Raw genomic sequence first — 21,688 nt, 5'->3', positions numbered from 1 at the left:
ACCTTTTTATAATGTGGAAAAGCGCAATGCTGCAGCGCACAAATAAATATCGATAAGAGAAATCTGATTTCGCATTATAAAAAATTGTCGTAAGTTGTTGATTTATATAATAAGAATATCTCTTATATAAGACATAAGACTTGGGGTTTTTTGCGCAGGAGAACGTACATTGGTTTCCAAGGGCGGTACGGATCGCCCCCCGATTTCATCAACCTTGGAGAAGCAAAATGCCCCAATCCCTGACGCAGCAACTGAGCCGTGAACAGCAAATCGCCGCCCTTGAAAAGGACTGGGCGCAGAACCCACGTTGGAAGGGTGTCAAGCGTGGCTATTCGGCGGCCGACGTGGTGCGCCTGCGCGGCAGCCTGCAGCCCGAGAACACCTATGCGCAGCGCGGCGCCGAAAAGCTCTGGGAGAAGGTCAACGGCGGCGCCAAGAAGGGCTATGTGAACTCCTTTGGCGCGATTTCCGCGGGCCAGGCCATGCAGCAAGCCAAGGCCGGCCTCGAAGCCGTCTACCTGTCGGGCTGGCAGGTGGCCGCCGATGGCAATACCTCGGAGAACATGTACCCCGACCAGTCGCTGTATGCCTACGACTCGGTGCCGACCATGGTGCGCCGCATCAACAACACCTTCAAGCGCGCCGATGAAATCCAGTGGGGCCGCGGCCTGAACCCGGGCGACGAAGGCTATATCGACTACTTCCTGCCCATCGTGGCCGATGCCGAAGCCGGCTTCGGCGGTGTGCTCAACGCGTTCGAGTTGATGAAGAACATGATTGCCGCAGGCGCTGCGGGCGTGCACTTCGAAGACCAGCTGGCCGCCGTGAAGAAGTGCGGCCACATGGGCGGCAAGGTCCTGGTGCCGACCCAGGAAGCGATTGAAAAGCTCAAGTCGGCGCGCTTTGCCGCCGACGTGATGGGCGTGCCCACGCTGATCCTGGCCCGCACCGACGCCGAAGCCGCCAACCTGATCACTTCCGACCACGACGCCAACGACAAGCCGTTCCTGACCGGCGAGCGGACCCAGGAGGGGTTCTACCGGGTGAAGAACGGCATCGAGCAGGCCATCAGCCGCGGCGTGGCGTATGCGCCCTACGCCGACCTGGTGTGGTGCGAAACCGGCACGCCCGACCTGGGCTTCGCCCGCGAATTCGCCCAGGCCGTGCATGCTGCCTGCCCGGGCAAGCTCCTGAGCTACAACTGCTCGCCCTCGTTCAACTGGAAGAAGAACCTTGACGACAAGACCATTGCCTCGTTCCAGGAAGAACTCTCGGCGCTGGGCTACAAGTACCAGTTCATCACCCTGGCCGGTATCCACATCAACTGGTTCAACACCTTCCAGTTCGCCCATGCCTATGCCAACGGCGAAGGCATGAAGCACTACGTGAACATGGTCCAGGAGCCGGAGTTCGCGGCGCGCGACAAGGGCTACACCTTCGTGTCCCACCAGCAGGAAGTCGGCGTGGGCTACTTCGACGACGTGACCACGGTGATCCAGGGCGGTTCGTCCAGCGTGAAGGCGCTGACCGGCTCGACCGAGGAAGAGCAGTTCCACTGATCCTGGCGAAAGCCTGCGCTGCCGACAGAGGCGACAGGTTCGCGCGCGGCACGCGCAGCGGCTCGGGCCGCTGAACGACTCGGTCGCATGGGCCGATGCCGCAGTAAAAAAACCAGCAACGCAGTGAAATGCATTGCTGGTTTTTTTCTGCTTCAACCATTTCTCCAAGGGCCGCATCTGGATGCAGCCGCCGAAGTGCGTTATTTGGCGCTGACCACCTGACCGGCGGCGCTATTGGCCGCCGGAGTGGAATCGGCAGGCTGGGCACCAATGGTCGGCTGGCCTTCCTTTTCGGCCGTGCGGTCGAAAATCAGCGTCTGGCCGAAAACCAGCTGGATCCAGGTGGGATAGGTATAGGCGGTGCCTTTGTTGTGGTCGATGATCGCGCCAATTCCACCACCGATGATGATATTGCCCCACATGCCGCTGTTGGCCCGGGATATGGCGCGTGCATTTGCGTCGGGGTTTTGCGGATCCCTGCAGACGATGTCCAGATCCTTGCTGGAACGCCTGACCTGGGTCGTGTCACCGGACTTGACGGTGAAAGTCCCGTAATCGTTGGTCATCTTGCATTCTGCACCGGTGACCAGCTGACCGGTCTGGGTCTTTGTCTCTACTTTCACCGGATGCATGGAGTCATTCATCACGGAAGCACAACCCGTACACGCCAGCGTCACCGCCAACATCGAAATATTTTTAATCACTGCCACCCCTCTCTTTATAGGCAGTGAAATGTAACCGATGGTGTAATCTGTTTTTTTGTATTAACGAGTCTATTTCGCAAGCTCAGGGTTTTCACGCAAGCAGCGCGGCACTAAGCAAGTCGATGGGTGTTTTAACCACCATGCCCATGGCTCGACGTCAGCTCTAATCCTGTTTTGCAATCTGCCGGGCATAAACCGCCAGCACGATGCGTTCCGAATGCACCAGGTAGTCATTGAGTGACGCGGCCGCCTGCGCCATCTGGCCGGATTCCACCAATTCCATCAGTTGCAGGTTCATGCTGACATAAGGCGCGTGCAGGAATTCGGGGTCGTTGAGCAGGCCGAACGCCAGCCGCAACTCAACCAGCAGATGCGCGAAGAAACTGTTCAGGCGCTCGCTGTCGGCCATCTCCACCAGCGCCATGTGGAAATCCATATTGGCCGTGCCCACGCCCTGCCAGTCGCCGCTGGCGCGGCAGGCATGGGCCTTGTCCACGGCCTGGCGCATGCGTTTTTTCGCCGGGTGGTAGGGGTAGGCCTGGGCCAGAGCCTGGCATTCGATCATGCGGCGCACGCGGTAGATGTCGATGATCGAGGCAATGCTGGGGGTGGCCACGAACACGCCGCGGTTGGGCGCGTGCCGCAGCAACCCTTCCTTGGTCAAGGTACGGAACACCTCGCGCAAGGTGTTGCGTGAAATCTCCAGGTTTTCGCTCAAGGCCGCTTCGGACAGCTTCTGTCCCGGCACGAATTCTCCCTGCACGATGCGCTGGCGGATCATTTCCGCGACGCGTTCGTTGAGGCTGGTGCTGGTGGTGGCGAGTTCGGCGTCAAAGGTCATGGGGGGCAGGAAGCGGGCGCTGGAGGGAAAGAGGGCGGGCGTCCATTGTGCCGCCTATCTTCTATAAGACCGGCTTGGGCAACGGCTCTGCTTAGGGTAATTACTGACTTATCAGGGCCTGCATTGGCTTGCACAATCTAGGCATTGTTCATTCATTGTCTTTTGAATGCTCAACCTTCCAAGTTAATTGTTCAACAAAATGCAAGGGCTGGTCAGCAAACCAGCCCTTGCGCCGTTCTCCTTCCCAATGCCGGCGCCCTGGCGCCGGGAGCCGGGGCGGAATAAAAGGTTTACCAAATGATTGCAGACGTCAGCCTTTGGCCCCTGATCGGGGTCGGCGTCATCATTGCGGGCTTCATCCTGCGCTTCAATCCGATGCTGGTGGTGATCGTCACCGCGATCGCCACGGCCTTTGCCGCGGGTTTCGGGCCGGAAAAGATCCTGGCCGTGATCGGCGCCGGCTTCATCAAGACGCGCAACCTGCCCTTGATCATCCTGCTGCCGCTGGCCGTGATCGGCCTGCTCGAGCGCCATGGGCTGCGCCAGCATGCGCAGAACTGGATCAGCTCGATCAAGTCGGCCACCACCGGCCGTCTGCTGGTCGTGTACCTGGCGGCGCGTGAACTCACGGCGGCCGTGGGCCTGACCAGCCTGGGCGGCCACCCGCAGATGGTGCGCCCGCTGCTCGCCCCCATGGCCGAAGGTGCGGCCGAGACCAAGTACGGCGCACTGCCGCAGCGCGTGCGCCACAAGCTGCGCGCCTATTCGGCGGCCACCGACAACGTCGGCCTGTTCTTCGGCGAAGACATCTTTGTCGCGTTCGGCGCCATCGTGCTGATGGTCACCTTCCTGCGTGAAGCCGGCATCGAGGTCGAACCCATCCACGTCGCGCTGTGGGGCATTCCCACGGCCATCTGTGCCTTCATCATCCACGGCTGGCGCATGCACCGCGTCGACCGGATGCTGGAAAAGGAACTGGGCGGCGGCCGCGCCGCCGAGGAAGTTGCCGCTGAACAAGCGACTGCCGCGAAGAGCGTGGAGGCGCGCTGATCATGATTCTGTCGATCCAACATCTTTACTATCTCGTCGGCATCATCCTCGCGATCACCGCGCTGATGACGCTGGCCGACAAGGGCCACACGCGCCGCTACACCAGCGCCGCCTTCTGGGGTCTGTACTCCCTGGTCTTCCTGGTGGGCGAACGGCTGCCGCCCGAATGGGTGGGCGTGGGCGTGATCGTCATGGCGCTGATTGCAGGCTTCGGCGGCGTGGGCTTCGGCAAGCACAAGCCGCGCACCGACGCGCAATACTTCGCCAGCGCCAAGCGCCTGGGCAACAAGCTGTTCGTGCCGACGCTGGCCATTCCTGCGGTCACCGTGATCGGCACCGTGCTGCTGCACAACGTGAAGATCGGCGATGCGCTGCTGCTCGACCCGAAGAACACCACGCTGGTGAGCCTGGGCCTGGGCTGCATCGTGGCGCTGGGCCTGGCCTGCTGGCTCACGCGTGAGACACCGGTGCAGGGCATGCGTGAATCGCGCCGCCTGACCGACGCGCTCGGCTGGGCCGTGGTGCTGCCGCAGCTGCTGGGCATGCTGGGCCTGGTGTTCTCCGACGCCGGCGTGGGCAAGGCCGTGGCCTATGTGACCACGAGCTACATCAACATGGACATCCGCCTCGTGGCCGTGGCCGTGTACGTGCTGGGCATGGCGCTGTTCACCATCATCATGGGCAATGGCTTTGCTGCCTTCCCGGTCATGACCGGCGGCGTGGGCGTGCCCATCCTGGTGGGCGTGTATGGTGGCGATCCGGCCGTGATGGCGGCCATCGGCATGTTCTCGGGCTACTGCGGCACGCTGCTGACGCCGATGGCCGCGAACTTCAACATCGTGCCCGCGGCGCTGCTGGAGCTGCCGGACAAGAACGCGGTGATCAAGGCGCAGGCACCGACGGCGCTGGCGCTGCTGGTGGCAAACATCTTCCTGCTGTATTTCCTGATGTTCCGTTGATGGGAGAAATGCGATGAGTGAAGCCCTGAACATCCTGCTCACGGGCTTCGAGCCCTTCGAGCGCGACACCGTCAACGCGTCGTGGGAGGTGGCGCGCGCGCTGGACGGGTGGACATTTGCGTTCGAGGGCCGCATGGCCACCGTGCAGGCGCTGCAGCTGCCCTGCGTCTTCGGCGCTTCGGCCACCGCGCTGCGCGCCGCCATCGCGCAGCATGCACCGCAGCTGGTCGTCTGCCTGGGCCTGGCCGGCACGCGCACCGAGATCACGCCCGAGCGCGTGGCCATCAATGTCGACGATGCGCGCATTCCCGACAATGCCGGCGGACAACCCATCGACGAGCCGATTGCTGCCGAAGGTCCTGTGGCCTACTGGTCCACCTTGCCGATCAAGGCCATCGTGCGCGACCTGCGCGCGGCCGGCGTTCCGGCATCGGTCTCGAACACGGCGGGCAGCTTTGTCTGCAACCATATCTTTTACGCGCTGATGCATGCGCTGGCGCAGCAGGGCAACCGGGCGCGTGGCGGCTTCGTGCATCTGCCCTTGCTGCCCGAGCAGGCCGCGCGCCTGCCGGGCGCGCCCAGCATGGCGCTGGCCACCCAGGTCGAAGGCATACAGCAATTGCTGCGCACCGCGCTCAGCGTGCAGGCCGATGTGCGCGAAACTGGCGGCAAGCTGCATTGAGAAGGAATACACGATGTTGAAAATGGATTTGAACAGCGACCTGGGCGAAAGCCTGGGCGCATGGCGCATGGGCGACGACGCGGCCATGCTGAAGATCGTCAGCAGCGCCAACGTCGCCTGCGGCTTCCATGCGGGCGATACCGCCGGCATCCTGCAGACGCTGCGCGAAGCCAAGGCCAACGGCGTCACGGTGGGCGCGCATGTCGCCTACCGCGACCTGGTCGGCTTCGGCCGCCGCAACATGGATGTGGCGAGCGAGGACCTGGTGGCCGACGTCATCTACCAGATCGGCGCCCTGCAGGGCCTGGCCAGGGCCGCCGGCACCGAGGTGCGCTACGTCAAGCCGCATGGCGCGCTCTACAACATGATTGCGCACGACGCGCGCCAGGCACGCGATGTGATCAACGCGCTGCTGGCCATCGATGCCAGCCTGGTGCTGGTCTGCCTGGCGGGCTCGCCGCTGATCGGCTGGGCGCGCGACGCCGGCCTGAAAACGGTTGCCGAAGCCTTTGCCGACCGCGGCTACATGCCTGACGGCAGCCTGGTCTCGCGGCGCGAGAAGGGCGCGGTGCTGCACGATGCCGACGAAGTCGCGGCGCGCATGCTGCGCCTGGTGCGCGAGGGCATGGTCGCCGCCGTGAACGGCAGCGATGTGCGCATCGAGGCCGACTCGATCTGCGTGCATGGCGACAGCCCCGGCGCCGTCGGGATGGCGCGTGCGGTGCGCGCGCGCCTGCAGGCCGAAGGGGTCGAGATCGCGCCGTTTGCCGCGCGCAGTGGGAGCTGAGCCGGCAATGCGTTTCCTGCCTGTCAACCTGAACGCGGTGCTGGTCGAACTCGACGACCTGGCGCAGACCCTGGCTCTGCTGCAATCGCTGCAGGCCGAGCCGGTACCCGGTGTGCAGGAGCTGATTCCTGCGGCGCGCACCATCCTGGTGTATTTCGAACCGTCGCAGACGCAGCTGCCAGAGCTGATCGACGCGATCGGTGCGCGCGATGTCGGCGCGCAGGTCGAACGCTCCAGCCACCTGGTGCGCATTCCCGTGCATTACGACGGCGAGGACCTGCAGGAAGTGGCGGATCTGCTGGGCACCACGCCCGCAGAAGTGGTGCGCATGCACTCCGGCAGCGCGTACTCCGTGGCCTTCACGGGGTTCGCGCCGGGCTTTGCCTATCTGTCGGGCGGCCATCCGCGCCTCGACGTGCCGCGGCGCAAGACACCGCGCACGCGCATTCCCGCGGGCGCGGTCGGCCTGGCCGGCACCTTCAGCGGCGTCTACCCGCAGACCAGCCCGGGCGGCTGGCAGATCATCGGCACGACGCCGGTGCAGATGTGGGATCTGGAGCGTGCCGCGCCCTCGCTGCTGCGGCCGGGGTTTCGCGTGCAGTTCGTCGACATCGCCACGCTGGTGCCCGAAGCGCTGGCGGCGCTGATGGCGCAGTGCGCGGGCGAGCGCGCGGTGGCGCAGGGCAAGCGCGCGGCTGCCGATGCGCCGGCGTTCCGGGTCGAGGCCGCGGGCTTGCAGACGCTGTTCCAGGATGGCGGCCGTATCGGCCATGCGGGGCAGGGCGTGGGCGCGTCCGGTGCCATGGACCGCAGCGCGTTGCGCGCGGCCAACCGCGTGGTGGGCAATGCGCCCGAGACTGCCTGCCTCGAAGTTGCCTATGGCGGCTTGGCGCTCGAAGCGCTGCAACCCGCGGTCGTTGCCGTCACCGGTGCCGATGCGCCGCTGGAGGTGCAAACCGCCGAGGGCCGGCGTTACGCCGCGGCCACCTACGCGCCGCTGGCGCTCGATGCAGGCGACCGCCTGTCGATCCAGTCTCCGCAAGCCGGCTCGCGCAACTATGTGAGCGTACGCGGCGGCTGGAAGGTAGCGCCGGTGCTGGGCAGCGTGTCCACCGATACGCTGGCGCGCGTCGGCCCCGCAGCGCTGGCGGCGGGCGACACGCTGGCCGTCGGCAGCACTGCGGGCCTGCCGCCCGTTGCGCTCGCCGAGCAGCCGGCATTCGACATGCCGCGTGCGGGCGAGGAGGTCTGTCTCGATATCGTGCTGGGCCCGCGCACCGACTGGTTCGACGCGAACGCGCTGGCGCTGCTGACTTCGCAGGCCTGGGCCGTGACGCCCCAGTCCAACCGGGTGGGCATCCGCCTTCAGGGCGAAGCGGCGCTCACGCGCGCCGAAGCCAGGGAACTGCCCAGCGAAGGCACGGCGCGCGGCGCCATCCAGGTGCCGGCCAGCGGCCAGCCCGTGCTGTTCCTGGCCGACCATCCGCTGACCGGCGGCTATCCCGTGATCGCCAGCGTGGCCAGCTACCACCTCGATCTGGCCGCGCAGATCCCCGTCAACGCGCGCGTGAAGTTGCGCGTGGTGCGCGGCTTCGACGTCATCGACGTCGCGCCGCCGACAACCGAGAAGCATTGAAATGATGAAAAAAGTCCTGATTGCCAACCGCGGCGAGATCGCCGTGCGCATCGCGCGCGCCTGCGCCGACTACGGCGTGAAGTCCGTCGCGGTCTATGCCGACGCCGATATCGATGCGCTGCATGCGCGCATGGCCGACGAAGCCTACGGCCTCGACGGCCAGCGTCCCGCCGATACCTATCTGAACATCGCCAAGCTGCTGGAAGTCGCCCGCAAGAGCGGCGCCGACGCGGTGCACCCGGGCTATGGCTTCCTGTCGGAAAGCGCGGCGTTCGCGCAGGCCGTGCTCGACGCCGGCCTGGTATGGATCGGCCCTTCGCCCGAAGCCATCAGCCGCCTGGGCGACAAGGTCCAGGCACGCAAGCTGGCGATCCAGGTCGGCGCGCCGCTGGTGGCCGGCACCGCCGAGCCCGTCAAGGACGCGCAGGAAGTCGTGGACTTCGCCAAACAGCATGGGCTGCCGATTGCGATCAAGGCCGCGTTTGGCGGCGGCGGCCGCGGCATCAAGGTCGCGTGGAAGCTCGAGGAAGTCGCTGAACTCTATGACTCGGCGGTGCGCGAGGCCGTGACGGCGTTTGGCCGCGGCGAATGCTTTCTGGAGCAGTTCCTCGACCATCCGCGCCATGTCGAGGCGCAGGTGCTGGCCGACCAGCATGGCAATGTGCTGGTGCTGGGCACGCGCGACTGCTCGCTACAGCGGCGCAACCAGAAGCTGGTCGAGGAGGCCCCGGCCCCGTTCCTGAGCTACGCGCAGCGCGCCAGCATCCACCAGTCGGCCAGGGACATCTGCGCGGCCGCGGGCTATTCGGGCGCGGGCACGGTGGAATTCCTGCTGAGCCAGAACGGCGCGATCTCCTTCCTCGAAGTCAACACGCGGCTGCAGGTCGAGCATCCGGTGACCGAGGAAACCACCGGTATCGACCTCGTGGTCGAGCAACTGCGCATCGCCGACGGGCTGCCGCTGCGCGTGCTGGAAACACCCGCGCCACGCGGCCACGCGCTCGAGTTCCGCATCAACGCCGAAGACGTGGGCCGCGGTTTCGTGCCCACGCCCGGCGCGATCACGCGCTTCGACGCGCCCTCGGGCCCGGGCGTGCGCGTCGACTCCGGCGTGGTCTCGGGCTCGGTCATTCCGGGCACGTTCGACTCGATGATGGCCAAGCTGATCGTCACCGGAGCGACGCGCGCCGAAGCCATCGTGCGCGCGCGCCGCGCACTCAAGGAGTTCCAGATCGAGGGTGTGGCCTCGGTGCTGCCGTTCCACCGCGCGGTGCTCGAACAAGCCGATTTCTGCGCCGACGCCGCCGAGGACTTCAAGGTCCACACGCGCTGGATCGAGACCGATTTCGCCAATGACCTCGAAGCCGCGGCGCGCGTGGCACCGGTGCCTGACACTGCGCTGCACCGCAGCGTGATGGAGATCGACGGCCGCCGCGTGAGCCTGGGCCTGCCCGCCGAATGGCTGGCCGGCCTGTCCGCAGGGCGCGCGGCGTCGGCTGCCGCGCCGCAGGCCGCCGCGCCCGTGGACGAAAGCGCGGTGCGCGCCGCCGTCACCGGCACGCTGCACAAGTGGCAGGTCGCCGATGGCGACCAGGTGCAAGCCGGCGATGTGGTGGCCGTCATGGAAGCCATGAAGATGGAAATGCAGGTCACCGCCCACCGCGCCGGCCGCATCACGCTCAAGGCCGAAGCCGGCTCCTTCCATCAACAGGGCGCGAGTATCGCCAGCATCGAGTGAGGAGGGGTGGTGCGGGTGTGCAACGCCTTGGCCGCACGGATCGTGCAGCCGGGGTAAAATGCACGCCGGCACCACTGTTTCCAACATACAAGGGCGAGAAAGGCAATCTGGTTATGACACCGCGAACTACCTCCACGGAGATGTCCACCGGCCGCTAGGCTGGCTGTTCGCGCCTGCACGAGATTTGCTTTTCCCCTCTCAAGCGCGGACCCGTTCCGCGCTTTTTTGTTTTCCGGCATGGGCGCGCAGCTATCCCCCGACAAGATTTGACAAGGAATCCCCATGATCCACATCACGCTTCCCGACGGTTCCCAGCGCGAGTATCCCGGCCCGGTCACGGTCGCCGACGTTGCCGCCTCGATCGGCACCGGCCTGGCCAAGGCGGCGCTGGCCGGCAAGATCGGCAGCGGCGACGCGGCCAAGGTCGTCGACACCAGCTATCTCATCGACCAGGACGCCCAGTTGTCCATCGTCACCGCCAAGGATGCGGACGGCCTCGACGTGATCCGCCACTCGACGGCCCACTTGCTGGCATACGCCGTCAAGGAACTGTTTCCCGAGGCCCAGGTCACGATCGGCCCGGTGATCGAGAACGGCTTCTATTACGACTTTGCCTACAAGCGCCCGTTCACGCCCGAAGACCTCGCGGCCATCGAGAAGCGCATGGCCGAACTCGCCGCCAAGGACGAGCCCGTGCAGCGCCGCGTGCTGCCGCGCGACGAAGCCGTGGCCTATTTCAAGGGCCTGGGCGAGAACTACAAGGCCGAGATCATTGCCAGCATCCCGAGCAATGAGGACGTCAGCCTGTACCGCGAAGGCAACTTCGAGGACCTGTGCCGCGGCCCGCACGTGCCCAGCACCGGCAAACTCAAGTTCTTCAAGCTGATGAAGGTGGCTGGCGCCTACTGGCGCGGCGACCACCGCAACGAGATGCTGCAGCGTATCTACGGCACGGCCTGGGCCAGCAAGGAAGCGCTGGCGCAGTACCTGCATATGCTGGAAGAAGCCGAAAAGCGCGACCACCGCAAGCTGGGGCGCGAGCTGGACCTGTTCCACATCGACGAGCATTCGCCAGGCACCGTGTTCTGGCACCCCAAGGGCTGGACGCTGTGGCAGCAGGTCGAGCAGTACATGCGCGCCGTCTACCGCGACAACGGCTACCAGGAGGTCAAGGCGCCGCAGATCCTGGACAAGGGCCTGTGGGAGAAGACCGGCCACTGGGACAAGTACCGCGACAACATGTTCGTCACGGAAAGCGAAAAGCGCGACTACGCGCTCAAGCCGATGAACTGCCCGGGCCACATCATCATCTTCAACCAGGGCATCAAGAGCTACCGCGACCTGCCGCTGCGCTACGGCGAGTTCGGCCAGTGCCACCGCAACGAGCCCACGGGCGGCCTGCACGGCATCATGCGCGTGCGCGGCTTCACGCAGGATGACGGCCACATCTTCTGCACCGAGGACCAGATCCAGGGCGAGGTGCTGGCCTTCAGCCGTCTGCTGCAGAAGGTGTATGCCGATTTCGGCTTCACCGAGATCATCTACAAGGTCGCGACGCGCCCCGCGGCGCGCATCGGCTCGGAGGAAAGCTGGGACAAGGCCGAGTCCGCGCTGATGGACAGCCTGGCCGCCTCGGGCTGCGAATTCGAGATCGCCCCCGGCGACGGCGCGTTCTACGGCCCGAAGATCGAGTACACGCTCAAGGATGCGCTGGGCCGCCACTGGCAGTGCGGCACCATCCAGGTCGACTTCTCGATGCCCGAGCGCCTGGACGCCGAATATGTCGGCGAAGACGGCAACCGCCATCGCCCGGTCATGCTGCACCGCGCGATCGTCGGCAGCATGGAACGCTTCCTTGGCATCCTGATCGAGCAGTACGCCGGTGCGTTGCCGGTCTGGCTGGCACCGGTGCAGGCAGCCGTGCTGAACATCACCGATGCACAAGGCGACTACTGTCGTGAAATTGCCGAAAAACTGCGAAAGGCCTTGCCCGGCCAGGATCTTCGCGTGGTCACTGACCTGCGCAACGAAAAGATTACGTATAAAATACGCGAGCATTCGTTGCAGAAGCTGCCTTATATCCTTGTTGCAGGCGACAAGGAAAAGGCTGCTGGAGCGGTAGCAGTGCGCGCCCGGGGCAACAAGGACCTCGGTGTGATGTCGGTCGACGCCTTCATTGAACTGGTCGCCAACGACATTGCCTCCAAGATCTGACTGAGATGTCAGCATTTGGCTTGCGTGCACAGTGCACGCAAGCTGGTTACGCTGTTGTAGCCATTTCAAATCAAGGGTGAAAACCATAGCTACTGAATTTCGCGATCGCCGTCACCGTGAGGAGCGCAAGCACCGCCTCAACCGTGAAATCATGGCGCCTGAAGTGCGCCTGTCCGGCCCAGACAACGAGCCCCTGGGCATTGTTCCGATCATGGAAGCATTGCGCATGGCCGGCGAACTGGATGTCGACCTGGTGGAAATTGCCGCGACGGCAAATCCGCCGGTCTGCCGGTTGATGGATTACGGCAAGTTCAAGTACCAGGAACAAAAGCGCGCTGCGGAAGCCAAGGCCAAGCAGACGGTCATCGAAATCAAGGAAGTGAAGTTCCGTCCCGGTACCGACGACGGCGACTACAACATCAAGCTGCGCAATATCCGCCGCTTCCTGGCCGAAGGTGACAAGTGCAAGATCACGCTGCGTTTCCGCGGCCGTGAAATCACGCACCAGAACCTGGGCCTGGCCTTGCTCAACCGCCTTCGCGATGACCTGGCCGACAGCATTTCCGTCGAGCAGTTCCCCAAGCTCGAAGGCCGCCAGATGATCATGATGATCGCGCCGGCCAAGAAAAAGCCCACGGGCGCCAAGCCGCAGGGAGATGCGCCCACAGCGCCGGCCGCTTGAGGCATAATCCTGCCTGCAAGCGAGGTGAGCCCCAAAGGCTCACCTTTTGTTTTGCGCGGCATGGCTTTCGGGCCGTGCCGCACAGGCCGCGGATTCGTCCGTTGCCAGGCCTGCCTGAAAGGGCGGGCCAAAAAAGAAGTGGCTCGGGGCCAACAAGTTCGCGCAGTTTGCACGAACGCCTCACGAGCACAACTAAAGGAGCATTCACATGCCCAAAATGAAGACCAAGAGCAGCGCGAAGAAGCGATTCCGCGTTCGTCCCGGTGGCACCGTCAAGCGCGGTCAAGCCTTCAAGCGTCACATCTTGACGAAGAAGACCACCAAGAACAAGCGTCACCTGCGTGGTGCGGTTGCTGTGCACGAGACCAACATGGGCTCGATCGCACAAATGCTGCCCGGCTTTGGCTTGTAATTAACTGACGAACAAGGAGTACTTACATGCCTCGCGTCAAACGTGGTGTAACGGCCCGTGCCCGTCACAAAAAAGTTCTGGCCCTCGCTAAGGGTTTTCGCGGTCGCCGCGGTAATGTCTTCCGTATCGCCAAGCAGGCGGTAATGAAGGCTGGGCAATATGCCTACCGTGACCGTCGTAACAAGAAGCGCGTGTTCCGCCAGCTGTGGATTGCCCGTATCAACGCCGCTGCGCGTGAACTGGGCATGACCTACAGCGTGTTCGCCAACGGCCTGAAGAAGGCATCGATTGAAATCGACCGCAAGATGCTGGCCGATATCGCGGTGCACGACAAGGCTGCTTTCGCCAGCATCGTGGAACAAGTCAAGGCCAAGCTGGCTGCTTGAGTTCACGGCCTGCAGCTGCATGACCTGTAGCTGCTAACGCACTAACAACAAGGGCTAGAGCTTGAAAAGGCACTAGCCCTTGTTTATTTTCAAGAGTCGATATGAACGAGTTGGATTCTCTGGTTGAAAGCGCGCAGCAGCTGTTTGCGCAAGCCGCTACCCCTGCCGATCTGGAAAACGCCAAGGCCCAGTTCCTGGGCAAGTCCGGTCGCGTGACCGAACTGATGAAGGGCATGGCGCAGCTTTCCGTCGAGGAGAAGAAATCGCGCGGCGCGCAGATCAACGTCGCCAAGCAGGCCATCGAAGCGGCCCTGACGGCGCGCCGCCAGGCACTGGCCGATGCCGAGCTGCAAACCCAACTCAAGGCCGAGGCGCTGGACGTGAGCCTGCCCGGACGCCGCCGCGGCCAGGGCGGCCTGCATCCGGTGTCGCTGACGCTCGAGCGCATCGAAGGCATCTTCGGCTCGATGGGCTTCGACGTGGCCGACGGTCCCGAGATCGAGTCCGACTGGTTCAACTTCACCGCGCTCAATACGCCCGAGGACCATCCCGCGCGCTCGATGCACGACACCTTCTATGTCGAAGGCGGCACCGAGACCGCTCCCAATCTGCTGCGCACGCACACCAGCCCGATGCAGGTGCGCTATGCCGTGCAGCATGTGAAGAAATACCAGGCCCTGCTCGATGCGGGCCAGAGCATGCCCGAGATCCGCGTGATCGCGCCGGGCCGCACCTACCGCGTGGACAGCGATGCCACGCACTCGCCGATGTTCCACCAGTGCGAAGGCATCTGGATCGGCGAGAACGTCAGCTTCAAGGACTTGAAGGTGGTGTTCACCGATTTCTGCCGCACCTTCTTCGAGAGCGATGACCTGGTGCTGCGCTTCCGTCCGAGCTTCTTTCCGTTCACCGAGCCCAGCGCCGAGATCGACATCCAGTTCCAGACCGGTCCGCTGGCCGGCCGTTGGCTCGAGGTCGCGGGTTCCGGCCAGGTGCACCCGAACGTGGTGCGCAACATGGGGCTCGATCCCGAGAAGTACATCGGCTTTGCCTTCGGCATGGGCCCCGACCGCCTGACGATGCTGCGCTATGGCGTCAACGACCTGCGCCTGTTCTTCGACGGCGACATCCGCTTCCTGTCGCAGTTCCAGTAAGCACCGCAACCACCGCCTGTGTTGGCGCCTGCGCCCGGTGCGCAGGCCCGTTAGAAGCCAAAGAGACTGACTATGCAATTTCCTGAATCCTGGTTGCGTGCGTTCTGCAACCCGCCTTTGAGCACCACCGAACTGGCCGAGACCCTGACCATGGCCGGCCTGGAGGTCGAGGAGCTGGCGCCCGTCGCGCCGCCGTTCTCGAAGATCGTCGTGGGCGAGATCAAGCAGGCCGAGCAGCATCCCAACGCCGACCGCCTGCGCGTGTGCCAGGTCGATGTCGGCCAGGCCGAGCAGCTGACCATCGTCTGCGGCGCGCCCAACGCGCGCGTGGGCATCCGCGTGCCCTGCGCCATGGTGGGCGCCGAGCTGCCCCCGGGCGATGACGGCAAGCCTTTCCTGATCAAGATCGGCAAGCTGCGCGGCGTCGAGAGCTACGGCATGCTGTGCTCGGCCAAGGAGCTGAAGCTGGCCGACGACCATGGCGGCCTGCTCGAGCTGCCGCTCGATGCGCCGCTGGGCCAGGACATCCGCACCTACCTGAACCTGGATGACACGCTGTTCACGCTCAAGCTCACGCCCAATCTGGCGCACTGCCTGAGCGTGTACGGCATCGCGCGCGAAGTCGCCGCGCTGACCGGCGCGCCGCTGCAGAACCCGACATTCACGCCCGCGGCCGTGGCCACCGACGCCCGCCTGCCGGTCAAGATCAGCGCGCCCGATCTGTGCGGCCGTTTCTCGGGCCGCGTGATTCGCAACGTCAACACCCAGGCCAAGACACCGGCCTGGATGGTCGACCGCCTGGCGCGCTGCGGCCAGCGCAGCGTCGCGCCGCTGGTCGACATTTCGAACTACGTGATGTTCGAGCTGGGCCGTCCGTCGCACATCTTCGACCTGGACAAGATCCATGGCGGCCTCGATGTGCGCTGGGGCCGTCCCGGCGAGCAGCTCAAGCTGCTCAACGGCAATACCGTGACCGTCGATGACAAGGTCGGCGTGATTGCCGACGACCAGGCCATTGAATCGCTGGCCGGCATCATGGGCGGCGACGCCACGGCGGTGTCGGATGATACGCAGCACATCTATGTCGAAGCCGCTTTCTGGTGGCCGCGCGCGATTGCCGGCCGTTCGCGCCGCTTCAATTTCTCGACCGATGCGGGCCACCGCTTCGAGCGCGGCGTCGATCCAAGCCTCACGGTGGAGCATATCGAGCGCATCACCGAACTGGTGCTCGAGATCTGCGGCACGCCTGAAACCCAGTGCGGCCCGGTCGATGACCAGATCGTCAACGTGCCCACGCCCCAGCCGGTGCAGCTGCGCGTGGCGCGCGCCGCCAAGGTCATCGGCATGCCCGTGACCCAGCAGCAGTGCGCCGACGCGCTGCAAGGCCTGGGCCTGGCCGTGGAGCAGGGCGCGGGCGTGCTGACGGTGACCCCGCCGTCGTACCGCTTCGACATCGCGCTGGAAGAGGACCTGATCGAGGAAGTCGCGCGCATGCTGGGCTACGGCCGGCTGCCGACCACGCCGCCGCTGGCGCCGATCACGCCCAAGCTGCGTGCCGAGAACCGCCGCAGCAGCTTTGCCGTGCGCCGCGAACTGGCGGCCCTGGGTTACCAGGAAACCATCAACTTCAGCTTTGTCGAAGAGCGCTGGGAGCATGAACTCGCAGGCAACCCGAACCCGATCAAGCTGCTGAACCCGATCGCCAGCCAGCTGAGCGTCATGCGCAGTTCGCTGCTGGGCTCGCTGCTGCAGGTCGTGAAGTTCAACCTGGACCGCAAGGCCCAGCGCGTGCGCGTTTTCGAGCTGGGCCGCGTGTTCCTGCGCGATGCCAGCGTGCAGAACACCGACACCACGGTGCAGGGTTTCGACCAGCCGATGCGCGTGGCCGGCATGGCCTGCGGCCCGGCCGACCAGCTGCAATGGGGCCGCAAGGACCAGGCAGTGGACTTCTATGACGTCAAGGGCGATGTCGAGGCGCTGCTGGCGCCGCTGCGCCCGACCTTCGAAGCCGCCCAGCACCCGGCCATGCACCCGGGCCGCTGCGCGCGCGTGCTGCTGGACGGCAAGGCCATCGGCTTCGTCGGCGAACTGCACCCGCAGTGGCGCCAGGGCTGGGAACTGCTGCAGGCGCCAGTGATGTTCGAGCTCGAGCTCGATGCCGTGCAGCAGCGCCAGGTGCCGCAGTTCCGCGCGGTCGCCAAGCACCAGTCGGTGGAGCGCGACATCGCCGTGGTCGTCGCGGAATCGGTCACGCATGCCGAGATCATGGCTGCCGTCGAGGCTGCGGCCGCGCAGACCGTGCTGCGCTCGGCCGTGCTGTTCGACGTGTTCCGTGCCAAGCCGCTGCGTGCCGGTGAAACCCCGGCGCCGGGCGCGCTGGCACCGAACGAGAAGAGCCTGGCCGTGCGCCTGCTGCTGGGCAGCGATACCGCCAGCCTGACTGAAGCCGAGATCGAAGCCGCGATGTCGGCCGTGGTCGAACAGCTGGTCGCGCGCTGCGGCGCACGCCTGCGCGGATGATGGATATGGCTGTCTTTTCCCAAGACAAGGGGTCTGCCATGGAGTTGGCCATTGAAAGCCTGGACAGCCCGGCGCTGACCAAGGCGCAGCTTGCCGATCTGCTGTTTGACCAGATCGGCCTGAACAAGCGCGAGTCCAAGGAGATGGTGGACGCCTTCTTCGACCTGGTCTCGCAGAGCCTGGTCGAGGGCGACGACGTCAAGCTGTCGGGTTTCGGCAACTTCCAGATCCGCACCAAGGCTCCGCGGCCGGGGCGCAATCCGCGCACCGGCGAGCTGATCCCGATCCAGGCGCGGCGCGTGGTAACGTTCCATGCGAGTACCAAGCTCAAGGAACAGATCCAGAGCGGCGAGACTTCGGCGTCGGCACTCTGAGCGTTCCGTTGCCATGCGCCTTGGCCCGAGCAGGGCGATTGCGCATGGCAGTGCGGCACCGCCTGCGGTAGCCTTGTCGGGTTGATGAATGGAGATGCCAGCGATGTCCCAGGGTTCCCCGCTCCCGCCGATTCCGGCCAAACGCTACTTCACGATCGGCGAGGTGGCGCAGCTGTGTTGCGTGAAACCCCATGTGCTGCGCTACTGGGAGCAGGAGTTCACCCATCTGCGCCCGGTGAAGCGCCGCGGCAACCGGCGTTATTACCAGCATCACGAACTGCTGATGATCCGCCGCATTCGCGAGCTGCTCTACGACCAGGGCTTCACCATTCAGGGGGCGCGCAACCGCCTGCGTGAGACGGGCGGCATCGACGCGGCTCCAGCCGAGGAGTTCGATCTCGTGGCCACGGACTGGGAGGGCCCGGCGCCCGAGATGGCATCGCCGCCGTCGCTGGCGCCGGCGGCGCTGATGCTGGCTCCATCGGCGATGCGCGAGGAACTGCTGCAAATTCGTGAGCTGTTGACTTTGTGAGCGATTTTTTCGGTATATAATTCAATTCTCGTCGGCGTGTAGCGCAGCCTGGTAGCGCACTTGCATGGGGTGCAAGGGGTCGAAGGTTCGAATCCTTTCTCGCCGACCAAAATCCCAAAAAGGGCCAGCAGTTTTTTCTGCTGGCCCTTTTTTCATTGCGGGCCGCGGCCGGCTGCAGCAACAATGTCGCGCGCGACGCGAAAGGTATGGCCATGATGGATGGATTGATTGCAGGGCGCCTGTATGGCACGCCCGAGCAGCGCATCAGCAAGACCGGCAAGCCCTTCATGGTGGCGCGCATGCGCGCCGAATGCGGCGACGGCGAGAACCTGTTCGTGAATGTGATTGCCTTCGATGCCGCGCCCTGCGCCGCGCTCGAGGCCTTGCGCGAGGGCGATGCGATTGCCATCGCCGGTCCGATCACACCCAAGGTCTGGACGGACAAGCAGGGCGTCGTTCATCCTGCGCTCGATGCCATCGCGCACCAGGTGCTCACGGCCTACCACGTGGAGCACAAGCAACGCCAGGTCGCGGCCGGGCAGGCGGGCCGCGACGCGTGAGGCGGCGCGGATTATTTCCTGCAGGCATAAACAGCTGATTTTTTCTTCGAAATAGCGCTTGCGATTTGCGCGTACAGTGCTGCATCTGAATTTTTCGACACAAGGCATTCCGTGAACAAGCGCCAACTTCTGCAGACAACCCTGGCTTTGGGCCTGGCCTTCGCCGCGCCGCTGGCCGCCGTGGCCCAGGACAAGACATCGATCAAGATCGGTGTCACCGCCGGCCCCCACGCCCAGATCTTCGAGAAGGTCAAGGCCGTGGCCGACAAGCAGGGCCTGAAGATCCAGATCGTCGAGTTCGGCGACTATATCCAGCCGAACGCGGCACTGGCGGCAGGCGACCTCGATGCCAACAGCTACCAGCATCTGCCTTACCTCGATGCCCAGGTCAAGGACCGCGGCTACAAGCTGGTGCGCGTGGCCGACACCGTCAACTTCCCCATCGGCCTGTACTCGAAGAAGGTCAAGAACCTGGCCGACCTGCCGCAGGGCGCGAAGTTCGGCATTCCGAACGATCCCACCAATGGCGGCCGCGTGCTGCTGCTGCTGCAGGCCCAGGGCCTGATCAAGCTCAAGGAAAACGCCGGCCTCAAGGCGACGCCGCTGGATGTGGTGTCGAATCCAAAGAAGCTGCGTTTCGTCGAACTCGACGCCGCCCAGCTGCCGCGCTCGCTGGACGACCTCGATGCCTCGGCCATCAACACCAACTTCGCGATCTCGGCGGGCCTGAATCCGAAAACCGACTCGATTGCGCAGGAAAGCGCCAAGAACCCCTATGTCAACATCCTCGTGGTGCGCGAGTCCGAGAAGGCCCAGCCCTGGGTGGGCAAGCTGATCAAGGCCTACCAGTCGCCTGAAGTGCGCCAGTTCATTGAAACGCAGTTCAAGGGCGCGGTCGTGCCCGCGTTCTAAGCGCTGCGCAGGGCAGCCGGCGCGGGCCCTGCCGCGCGTCGCCACAAGCCGGTTCCGCATGCGGCGGGGCCGGCTTTTTTCATGCCTGTTCAAGCCGTGTGCAGGCGGTGACCCACGCCTGTCAACCATTCTTCGGCGTGGCGACTTTTGCTAGGGATTGAAGGCATTGAAGCTCCCCGCTTTATTAGCAAAAATGCATAAGCATGGGTCTTTAAATTCGTTGATGAAATCCGGGGATGGCGGCAAACTCCACGTCTTTCCCCTGTCGGAAGCGGCTGCCTTACCAGCGCTCCGCGTCAGCGCCTGGCGCTGCCGCGTACTCCCGGCATCGGACCCATGGCAACTGGCATGAGCCGCCAATGCCCCCGGGCTCCAGGGGTTTCGTTTCCAATGATGTGATTGCATGAGCCAGAACACTGCCGACAAACCGCCGCTCATCCGCCTGCGCGATGTGCAGAAAAAATTCGCCACGGCCGACGGCGGCCTGTTCGAAGCCGTCAAATCGGTGACGCTGGAGGTGCGCCAGGGCGAGATCTTCGGCCTGATCGGCAAGAGCGGCGCGGGCAAATCGACGCTGCTGCGGCTGATCAACCTGCTCGAGCGCCCTGACGCCGGTGAAGTGCATGTCGCCGGGCGCGAGCTCACGAAGCTGAGCCGGCGTGAACTGCGCGATGCCCGGCAGAACATCGGCATGATCTTCCAGCAGTTCAACCTGCTGCAAAACGCCAGCGTGTTCGACAACGTCGCCTTCCCGCTGAAGATCCATGGCGGCCTGTCGCGCGCCCAGATCGATGCACGGGTGCGCGAATGCCTGGCTCTCGTGGGACTGTCCGACAAGCTCGGCAGCTATCCGGCGCAGCTATCGGGTGGCCAAAAGCAGCGCGTGGCGATCGCGCGCGCACTGGCGCCGCGCCCCCAGGTGCTGCTGTGCGACGAGCCGACCTCGGCGCTGGACAGCGAAACCACGCGCTCACTGCTGGAGACGCTGCGCGACATCCAGCAAAAGACCGGCGTGACGATCGTGATCGTGACGCACGAACTGTCGGTGGTCGAAGTGCTGTGCAGCGAAGTGGCCATTGTCGAAGGCGGTCGGATCGCCGAGCAGTTCTCGCTGCACGGACCGCGCGTTGAACGCCGCACCGTGCTGGGCCAGGAACTCGAAGCCCTGCGCGAGCGCACCGAGCGCGAAGCGCGCTGGAGTGCGGCCTCTTCATCGAACGCTGCCGCGGCGGCCCAGGAACTGCACCATGTCTGAAAATATCGCTGCCATTCTTCCCGAACTGTGGGTGGCCATCGGCCAGACCGCGCTGATGCTGGGCATCGGCCTCACCGCCGCCGTGGTGCTGGGCGGACCGCTGGGCGTGCTGCTGTTCCTGCTGGGCCCCGGACAATCGCTGGCCAACAAGCCCGCCTTCCTGGTGCTCAACTGGATCGTGAACACCGTGCGCTCGTTCCCGTTCATCATCCTGCTGGTGGCGCTGGTCCCGCTCACACGCGTCATCGCAGGAACCTCGATTGGCCCGCTGGCCGCCGCGGTGCCACTGTCGATTGCCGCGATTCCGTATTTCGCGCGCCTGGTCGACCAGTGCCTGCGCGAAGTGCCGCGCGGAGTCATCGAGGCCGCGCATGCGATGGGTGCCTCGGAGCTGCAGATCGTCTGGCGCGTGCTGGTGGTCGAAGCGCGTTCCGGCCTGGTGCTGGCGCTGACGGTGCTGGCCGTGAGCTTCCTGTCGTACTCGGCCATTGCCGGCGTCGTGGGCGGCGGCGGCATTGGCGACCTGGCCATCCGCTACGGCTATTACCGCTTCCAGACCGACGTGATGGTGCTCACCGTCACCGTGCTGGTGGTGCTGGTGCAGATCCTGCAGTTTGTCGGCAACGCCACCGCGCGGCGCCTGGACAAGCGCGGCTGAAAGGCAAAGAGGGGGGGCCGCAGAGCGCCCCAGGTTTTCCATGTGCTGCCGTTGCTGGCAGTGTTGATTTCTC

At 64.6% G+C, this 21,688-nt stretch carries 21 protein-coding genes and 1 tRNA gene; 20 read left to right on the top strand and 2 right to left on the bottom strand.

Annotation, left to right across the window (positions count from 1 at the left end):
- Positions 1–227 precede the first annotated feature (227 nt).
- The gene (aceA, locus tag HUK68_RS11390) at positions 228–1,559 is read left to right on the top strand and encodes an isocitrate lyase (protein WP_175504249.1); all 1,332 of its coding nucleotides are present in this window, start codon (positions 228–230) and stop codon (positions 1,557–1,559) included.
- A 200-nt stretch (positions 1,560–1,759) separates the two neighbouring features.
- Here aceA and HUK68_RS11385 read toward each other — a convergent pair whose 3' ends face one another.
- Together HUK68_RS11385 and HUK68_RS11380 are read right to left on the bottom strand one after the other, a co-directional pair.
- The gene (locus tag HUK68_RS11385) at positions 1,760–2,263 is read right to left on the bottom strand and encodes a hypothetical protein (RefSeq protein WP_244146146.1); all 504 of its coding nucleotides are present in this window, start codon (positions 2,261–2,263) and stop codon (positions 1,760–1,762) included.
- A 163-nt stretch (positions 2,264–2,426) separates the two neighbouring features.
- Positions 2,427–3,104 (bottom strand): GntR family transcriptional regulator, encoded by a 678-nt coding sequence (locus HUK68_RS11380; protein ID WP_175504248.1) that lies wholly within the window; start codon positions 3,102–3,104, stop codon positions 2,427–2,429.
- 297 nt (positions 3,105–3,401) lie between these two features.
- Here HUK68_RS11380 and HUK68_RS11375 point away from each other — a divergent pair, with 297 nt between their 5' ends.
- From HUK68_RS11375 to HUK68_RS11285, 19 genes are all read left to right on the top strand, one after another.
- Complete coding sequence (locus tag HUK68_RS11375; protein WP_175504247.1) at positions 3,402–4,154, top strand: DUF969 domain-containing protein; 753 nt, start codon at positions 3,402–3,404, stop codon at positions 4,152–4,154.
- 2 nt (positions 4,155–4,156) lie between these two features.
- A complete protein-coding gene (locus tag HUK68_RS11370) occupies positions 4,157–5,113 on the top strand; it encodes a DUF979 domain-containing protein (protein WP_175504246.1) in 957 nt (318 codons plus the stop codon).
- 13 nt (positions 5,114–5,126) lie between these two features.
- The gene (pcp, locus tag HUK68_RS11365) at positions 5,127–5,795 is read left to right on the top strand and encodes a pyroglutamyl-peptidase I (protein WP_175504245.1); all 669 of its coding nucleotides are present in this window, start codon (positions 5,127–5,129) and stop codon (positions 5,793–5,795) included.
- Positions 5,796–5,811: 16 nt separating this feature from the next.
- On the top strand, positions 5,812–6,582 hold the full coding sequence (locus tag HUK68_RS11360) for a LamB/YcsF family protein (protein ID WP_175505822.1): 771 nt from the start codon (positions 5,812–5,814) through the stop codon (positions 6,580–6,582).
- A gap of 7 nt (positions 6,583–6,589) precedes the next feature.
- On the top strand, positions 6,590–8,218 hold the full coding sequence (locus HUK68_RS11355; RefSeq protein ID WP_175504244.1) for a 5-oxoprolinase subunit B/C family protein: 1,629 nt from the start codon (positions 6,590–6,592) through the stop codon (positions 8,216–8,218).
- A gap of 4 nt (positions 8,219–8,222) precedes the next feature.
- A complete protein-coding gene (locus tag HUK68_RS11350) occupies positions 8,223–9,956 on the top strand; it encodes an acetyl/propionyl/methylcrotonyl-CoA carboxylase subunit alpha (RefSeq protein WP_175505821.1) in 1,734 nt (577 codons plus the stop codon).
- Between the two features lie 282 nt (positions 9,957–10,238).
- Entirely contained in the window at positions 10,239–12,170 is a 1,932-nt protein-coding gene (gene thrS, locus HUK68_RS11345) for a threonine--tRNA ligase (protein ID WP_175504243.1), read from the top strand.
- A 76-nt stretch (positions 12,171–12,246) separates the two neighbouring features.
- Positions 12,247–12,852, top strand: coding sequence for a translation initiation factor IF-3 (infC, locus tag HUK68_RS11340; protein ID WP_175505820.1), 606 nt, complete (start codon positions 12,247–12,249; stop codon positions 12,850–12,852).
- Positions 12,853–13,060: 208 nt separating this feature from the next.
- Positions 13,061–13,264, top strand: a complete 204-nt coding sequence (gene rpmI, locus HUK68_RS11335) for a 50S ribosomal protein L35 (RefSeq protein WP_175504242.1) — start codon at positions 13,061–13,063, stop codon at positions 13,262–13,264.
- A 26-nt stretch (positions 13,265–13,290) separates the two neighbouring features.
- Entirely contained in the window at positions 13,291–13,650 is a 360-nt protein-coding gene (rplT, locus tag HUK68_RS11330; protein ID WP_159912880.1) for a 50S ribosomal protein L20, read from the top strand.
- Between the two features lie 101 nt (positions 13,651–13,751).
- Entirely contained in the window at positions 13,752–14,804 is a 1,053-nt protein-coding gene (gene pheS / locus HUK68_RS11325; RefSeq protein WP_175504241.1) for a phenylalanine--tRNA ligase subunit alpha, read from the top strand.
- A 72-nt stretch (positions 14,805–14,876) separates the two neighbouring features.
- Entirely contained in the window at positions 14,877–17,324 is a 2,448-nt protein-coding gene (pheT, locus tag HUK68_RS11320; protein WP_175504240.1) for a phenylalanine--tRNA ligase subunit beta, read from the top strand.
- Positions 17,325–17,362: 38 nt separating this feature from the next.
- Positions 17,363–17,698 carry an integration host factor subunit alpha gene (locus HUK68_RS11315; RefSeq protein ID WP_175504239.1) on the top strand — a complete coding sequence of 112 codons (336 nt, stop codon included), beginning with the start codon at positions 17,363–17,365 and terminating at the stop codon, positions 17,696–17,698.
- A gap of 94 nt (positions 17,699–17,792) precedes the next feature.
- Positions 17,793–18,230, top strand: coding sequence for a MerR family transcriptional regulator (locus tag HUK68_RS11310; protein ID WP_390887782.1), 438 nt, complete (start codon positions 17,793–17,795; stop codon positions 18,228–18,230).
- A gap of 32 nt (positions 18,231–18,262) precedes the next feature.
- Positions 18,263–18,339 (top strand) — tRNA-Pro (locus tag HUK68_RS11305).
- A gap of 103 nt (positions 18,340–18,442) precedes the next feature.
- Positions 18,443–18,790 (top strand): single-stranded DNA-binding protein, encoded by a 348-nt coding sequence (locus HUK68_RS11300; RefSeq protein WP_175504237.1) that lies wholly within the window; start codon positions 18,443–18,445, stop codon positions 18,788–18,790.
- Positions 18,791–18,901: 111 nt separating this feature from the next.
- The gene (locus HUK68_RS11295; protein WP_175504236.1) at positions 18,902–19,702 is read left to right on the top strand and encodes a MetQ/NlpA family ABC transporter substrate-binding protein; all 801 of its coding nucleotides are present in this window, start codon (positions 18,902–18,904) and stop codon (positions 19,700–19,702) included.
- Positions 19,703–20,105: 403 nt separating this feature from the next.
- Positions 20,106–20,957 (top strand): methionine ABC transporter ATP-binding protein, encoded by an 852-nt coding sequence (locus tag HUK68_RS11290; RefSeq protein WP_175504235.1) that lies wholly within the window; start codon positions 20,106–20,108, stop codon positions 20,955–20,957.
- Positions 20,950–21,615 carry a methionine ABC transporter permease gene (locus tag HUK68_RS11285; RefSeq protein ID WP_175504234.1) on the top strand — a complete coding sequence of 222 codons (666 nt, stop codon included), beginning with the start codon at positions 20,950–20,952 and terminating at the stop codon, positions 21,613–21,615. The genes HUK68_RS11290 and HUK68_RS11285 overlap by 8 nt, the downstream gene beginning before the upstream one ends.
- The last annotated feature ends 73 nt before the right edge of the window (positions 21,616–21,688 follow it).

Source organism: Comamonas antarctica, from assembly GCF_013363755.1.
GTDB lineage: Bacteria > Pseudomonadota > Gammaproteobacteria > Burkholderiales > Burkholderiaceae_C > Comamonas > Comamonas antarctica.
The sequence above is the reverse complement of the archived record's forward strand: the minus strand, read 5'-3'. Positions and strand labels throughout refer to the sequence as shown.

Coding starts and splice junctions, on each gene's coding strand:
- aceA (WP_175504249.1), top strand. CDS start 228: ATGCCCCAATCCCTGACGCAGCAACTGAGCCGTGAACAGCAAATCGCC.
- HUK68_RS11380 (WP_175504248.1), bottom strand. CDS start 3,104: ATGACCTTTGACGCCGAACTCGCCACCACCAGCACCAGCCTCAACGAA.
- HUK68_RS11375 (WP_175504247.1), top strand. CDS start 3,402: ATGATTGCAGACGTCAGCCTTTGGCCCCTGATCGGGGTCGGCGTCATC.
- HUK68_RS11370 (WP_175504246.1), top strand. CDS start 4,157: ATGATTCTGTCGATCCAACATCTTTACTATCTCGTCGGCATCATCCTC.
- pcp (WP_175504245.1), top strand. CDS start 5,127: ATGAGTGAAGCCCTGAACATCCTGCTCACGGGCTTCGAGCCCTTCGAG.
- HUK68_RS11355 (WP_175504244.1), top strand. CDS start 6,590: ATGCGTTTCCTGCCTGTCAACCTGAACGCGGTGCTGGTCGAACTCGAC.
- HUK68_RS11350 (WP_175505821.1), top strand. CDS start 8,223: ATGAAAAAAGTCCTGATTGCCAACCGCGGCGAGATCGCCGTGCGCATC.
- thrS (WP_175504243.1), top strand. CDS start 10,239: ATGATCCACATCACGCTTCCCGACGGTTCCCAGCGCGAGTATCCCGGC.
- rpmI (WP_175504242.1), top strand. CDS start 13,061: ATGCCCAAAATGAAGACCAAGAGCAGCGCGAAGAAGCGATTCCGCGTT.
- rplT (WP_159912880.1), top strand. CDS start 13,291: ATGCCTCGCGTCAAACGTGGTGTAACGGCCCGTGCCCGTCACAAAAAA.
- pheS (WP_175504241.1), top strand. CDS start 13,752: ATGAACGAGTTGGATTCTCTGGTTGAAAGCGCGCAGCAGCTGTTTGCG.
- pheT (WP_175504240.1), top strand. CDS start 14,877: ATGCAATTTCCTGAATCCTGGTTGCGTGCGTTCTGCAACCCGCCTTTG.
- HUK68_RS11315 (WP_175504239.1), top strand. CDS start 17,363: ATGGAGTTGGCCATTGAAAGCCTGGACAGCCCGGCGCTGACCAAGGCG.
- HUK68_RS11310 (WP_390887782.1), top strand. CDS start 17,793: ATGCCAGCGATGTCCCAGGGTTCCCCGCTCCCGCCGATTCCGGCCAAA.
- HUK68_RS11300 (WP_175504237.1), top strand. CDS start 18,443: ATGATGGATGGATTGATTGCAGGGCGCCTGTATGGCACGCCCGAGCAG.
- HUK68_RS11290 (WP_175504235.1), top strand. CDS start 20,106: ATGAGCCAGAACACTGCCGACAAACCGCCGCTCATCCGCCTGCGCGAT.
- HUK68_RS11285 (WP_175504234.1), top strand. CDS start 20,950: ATGTCTGAAAATATCGCTGCCATTCTTCCCGAACTGTGGGTGGCCATC.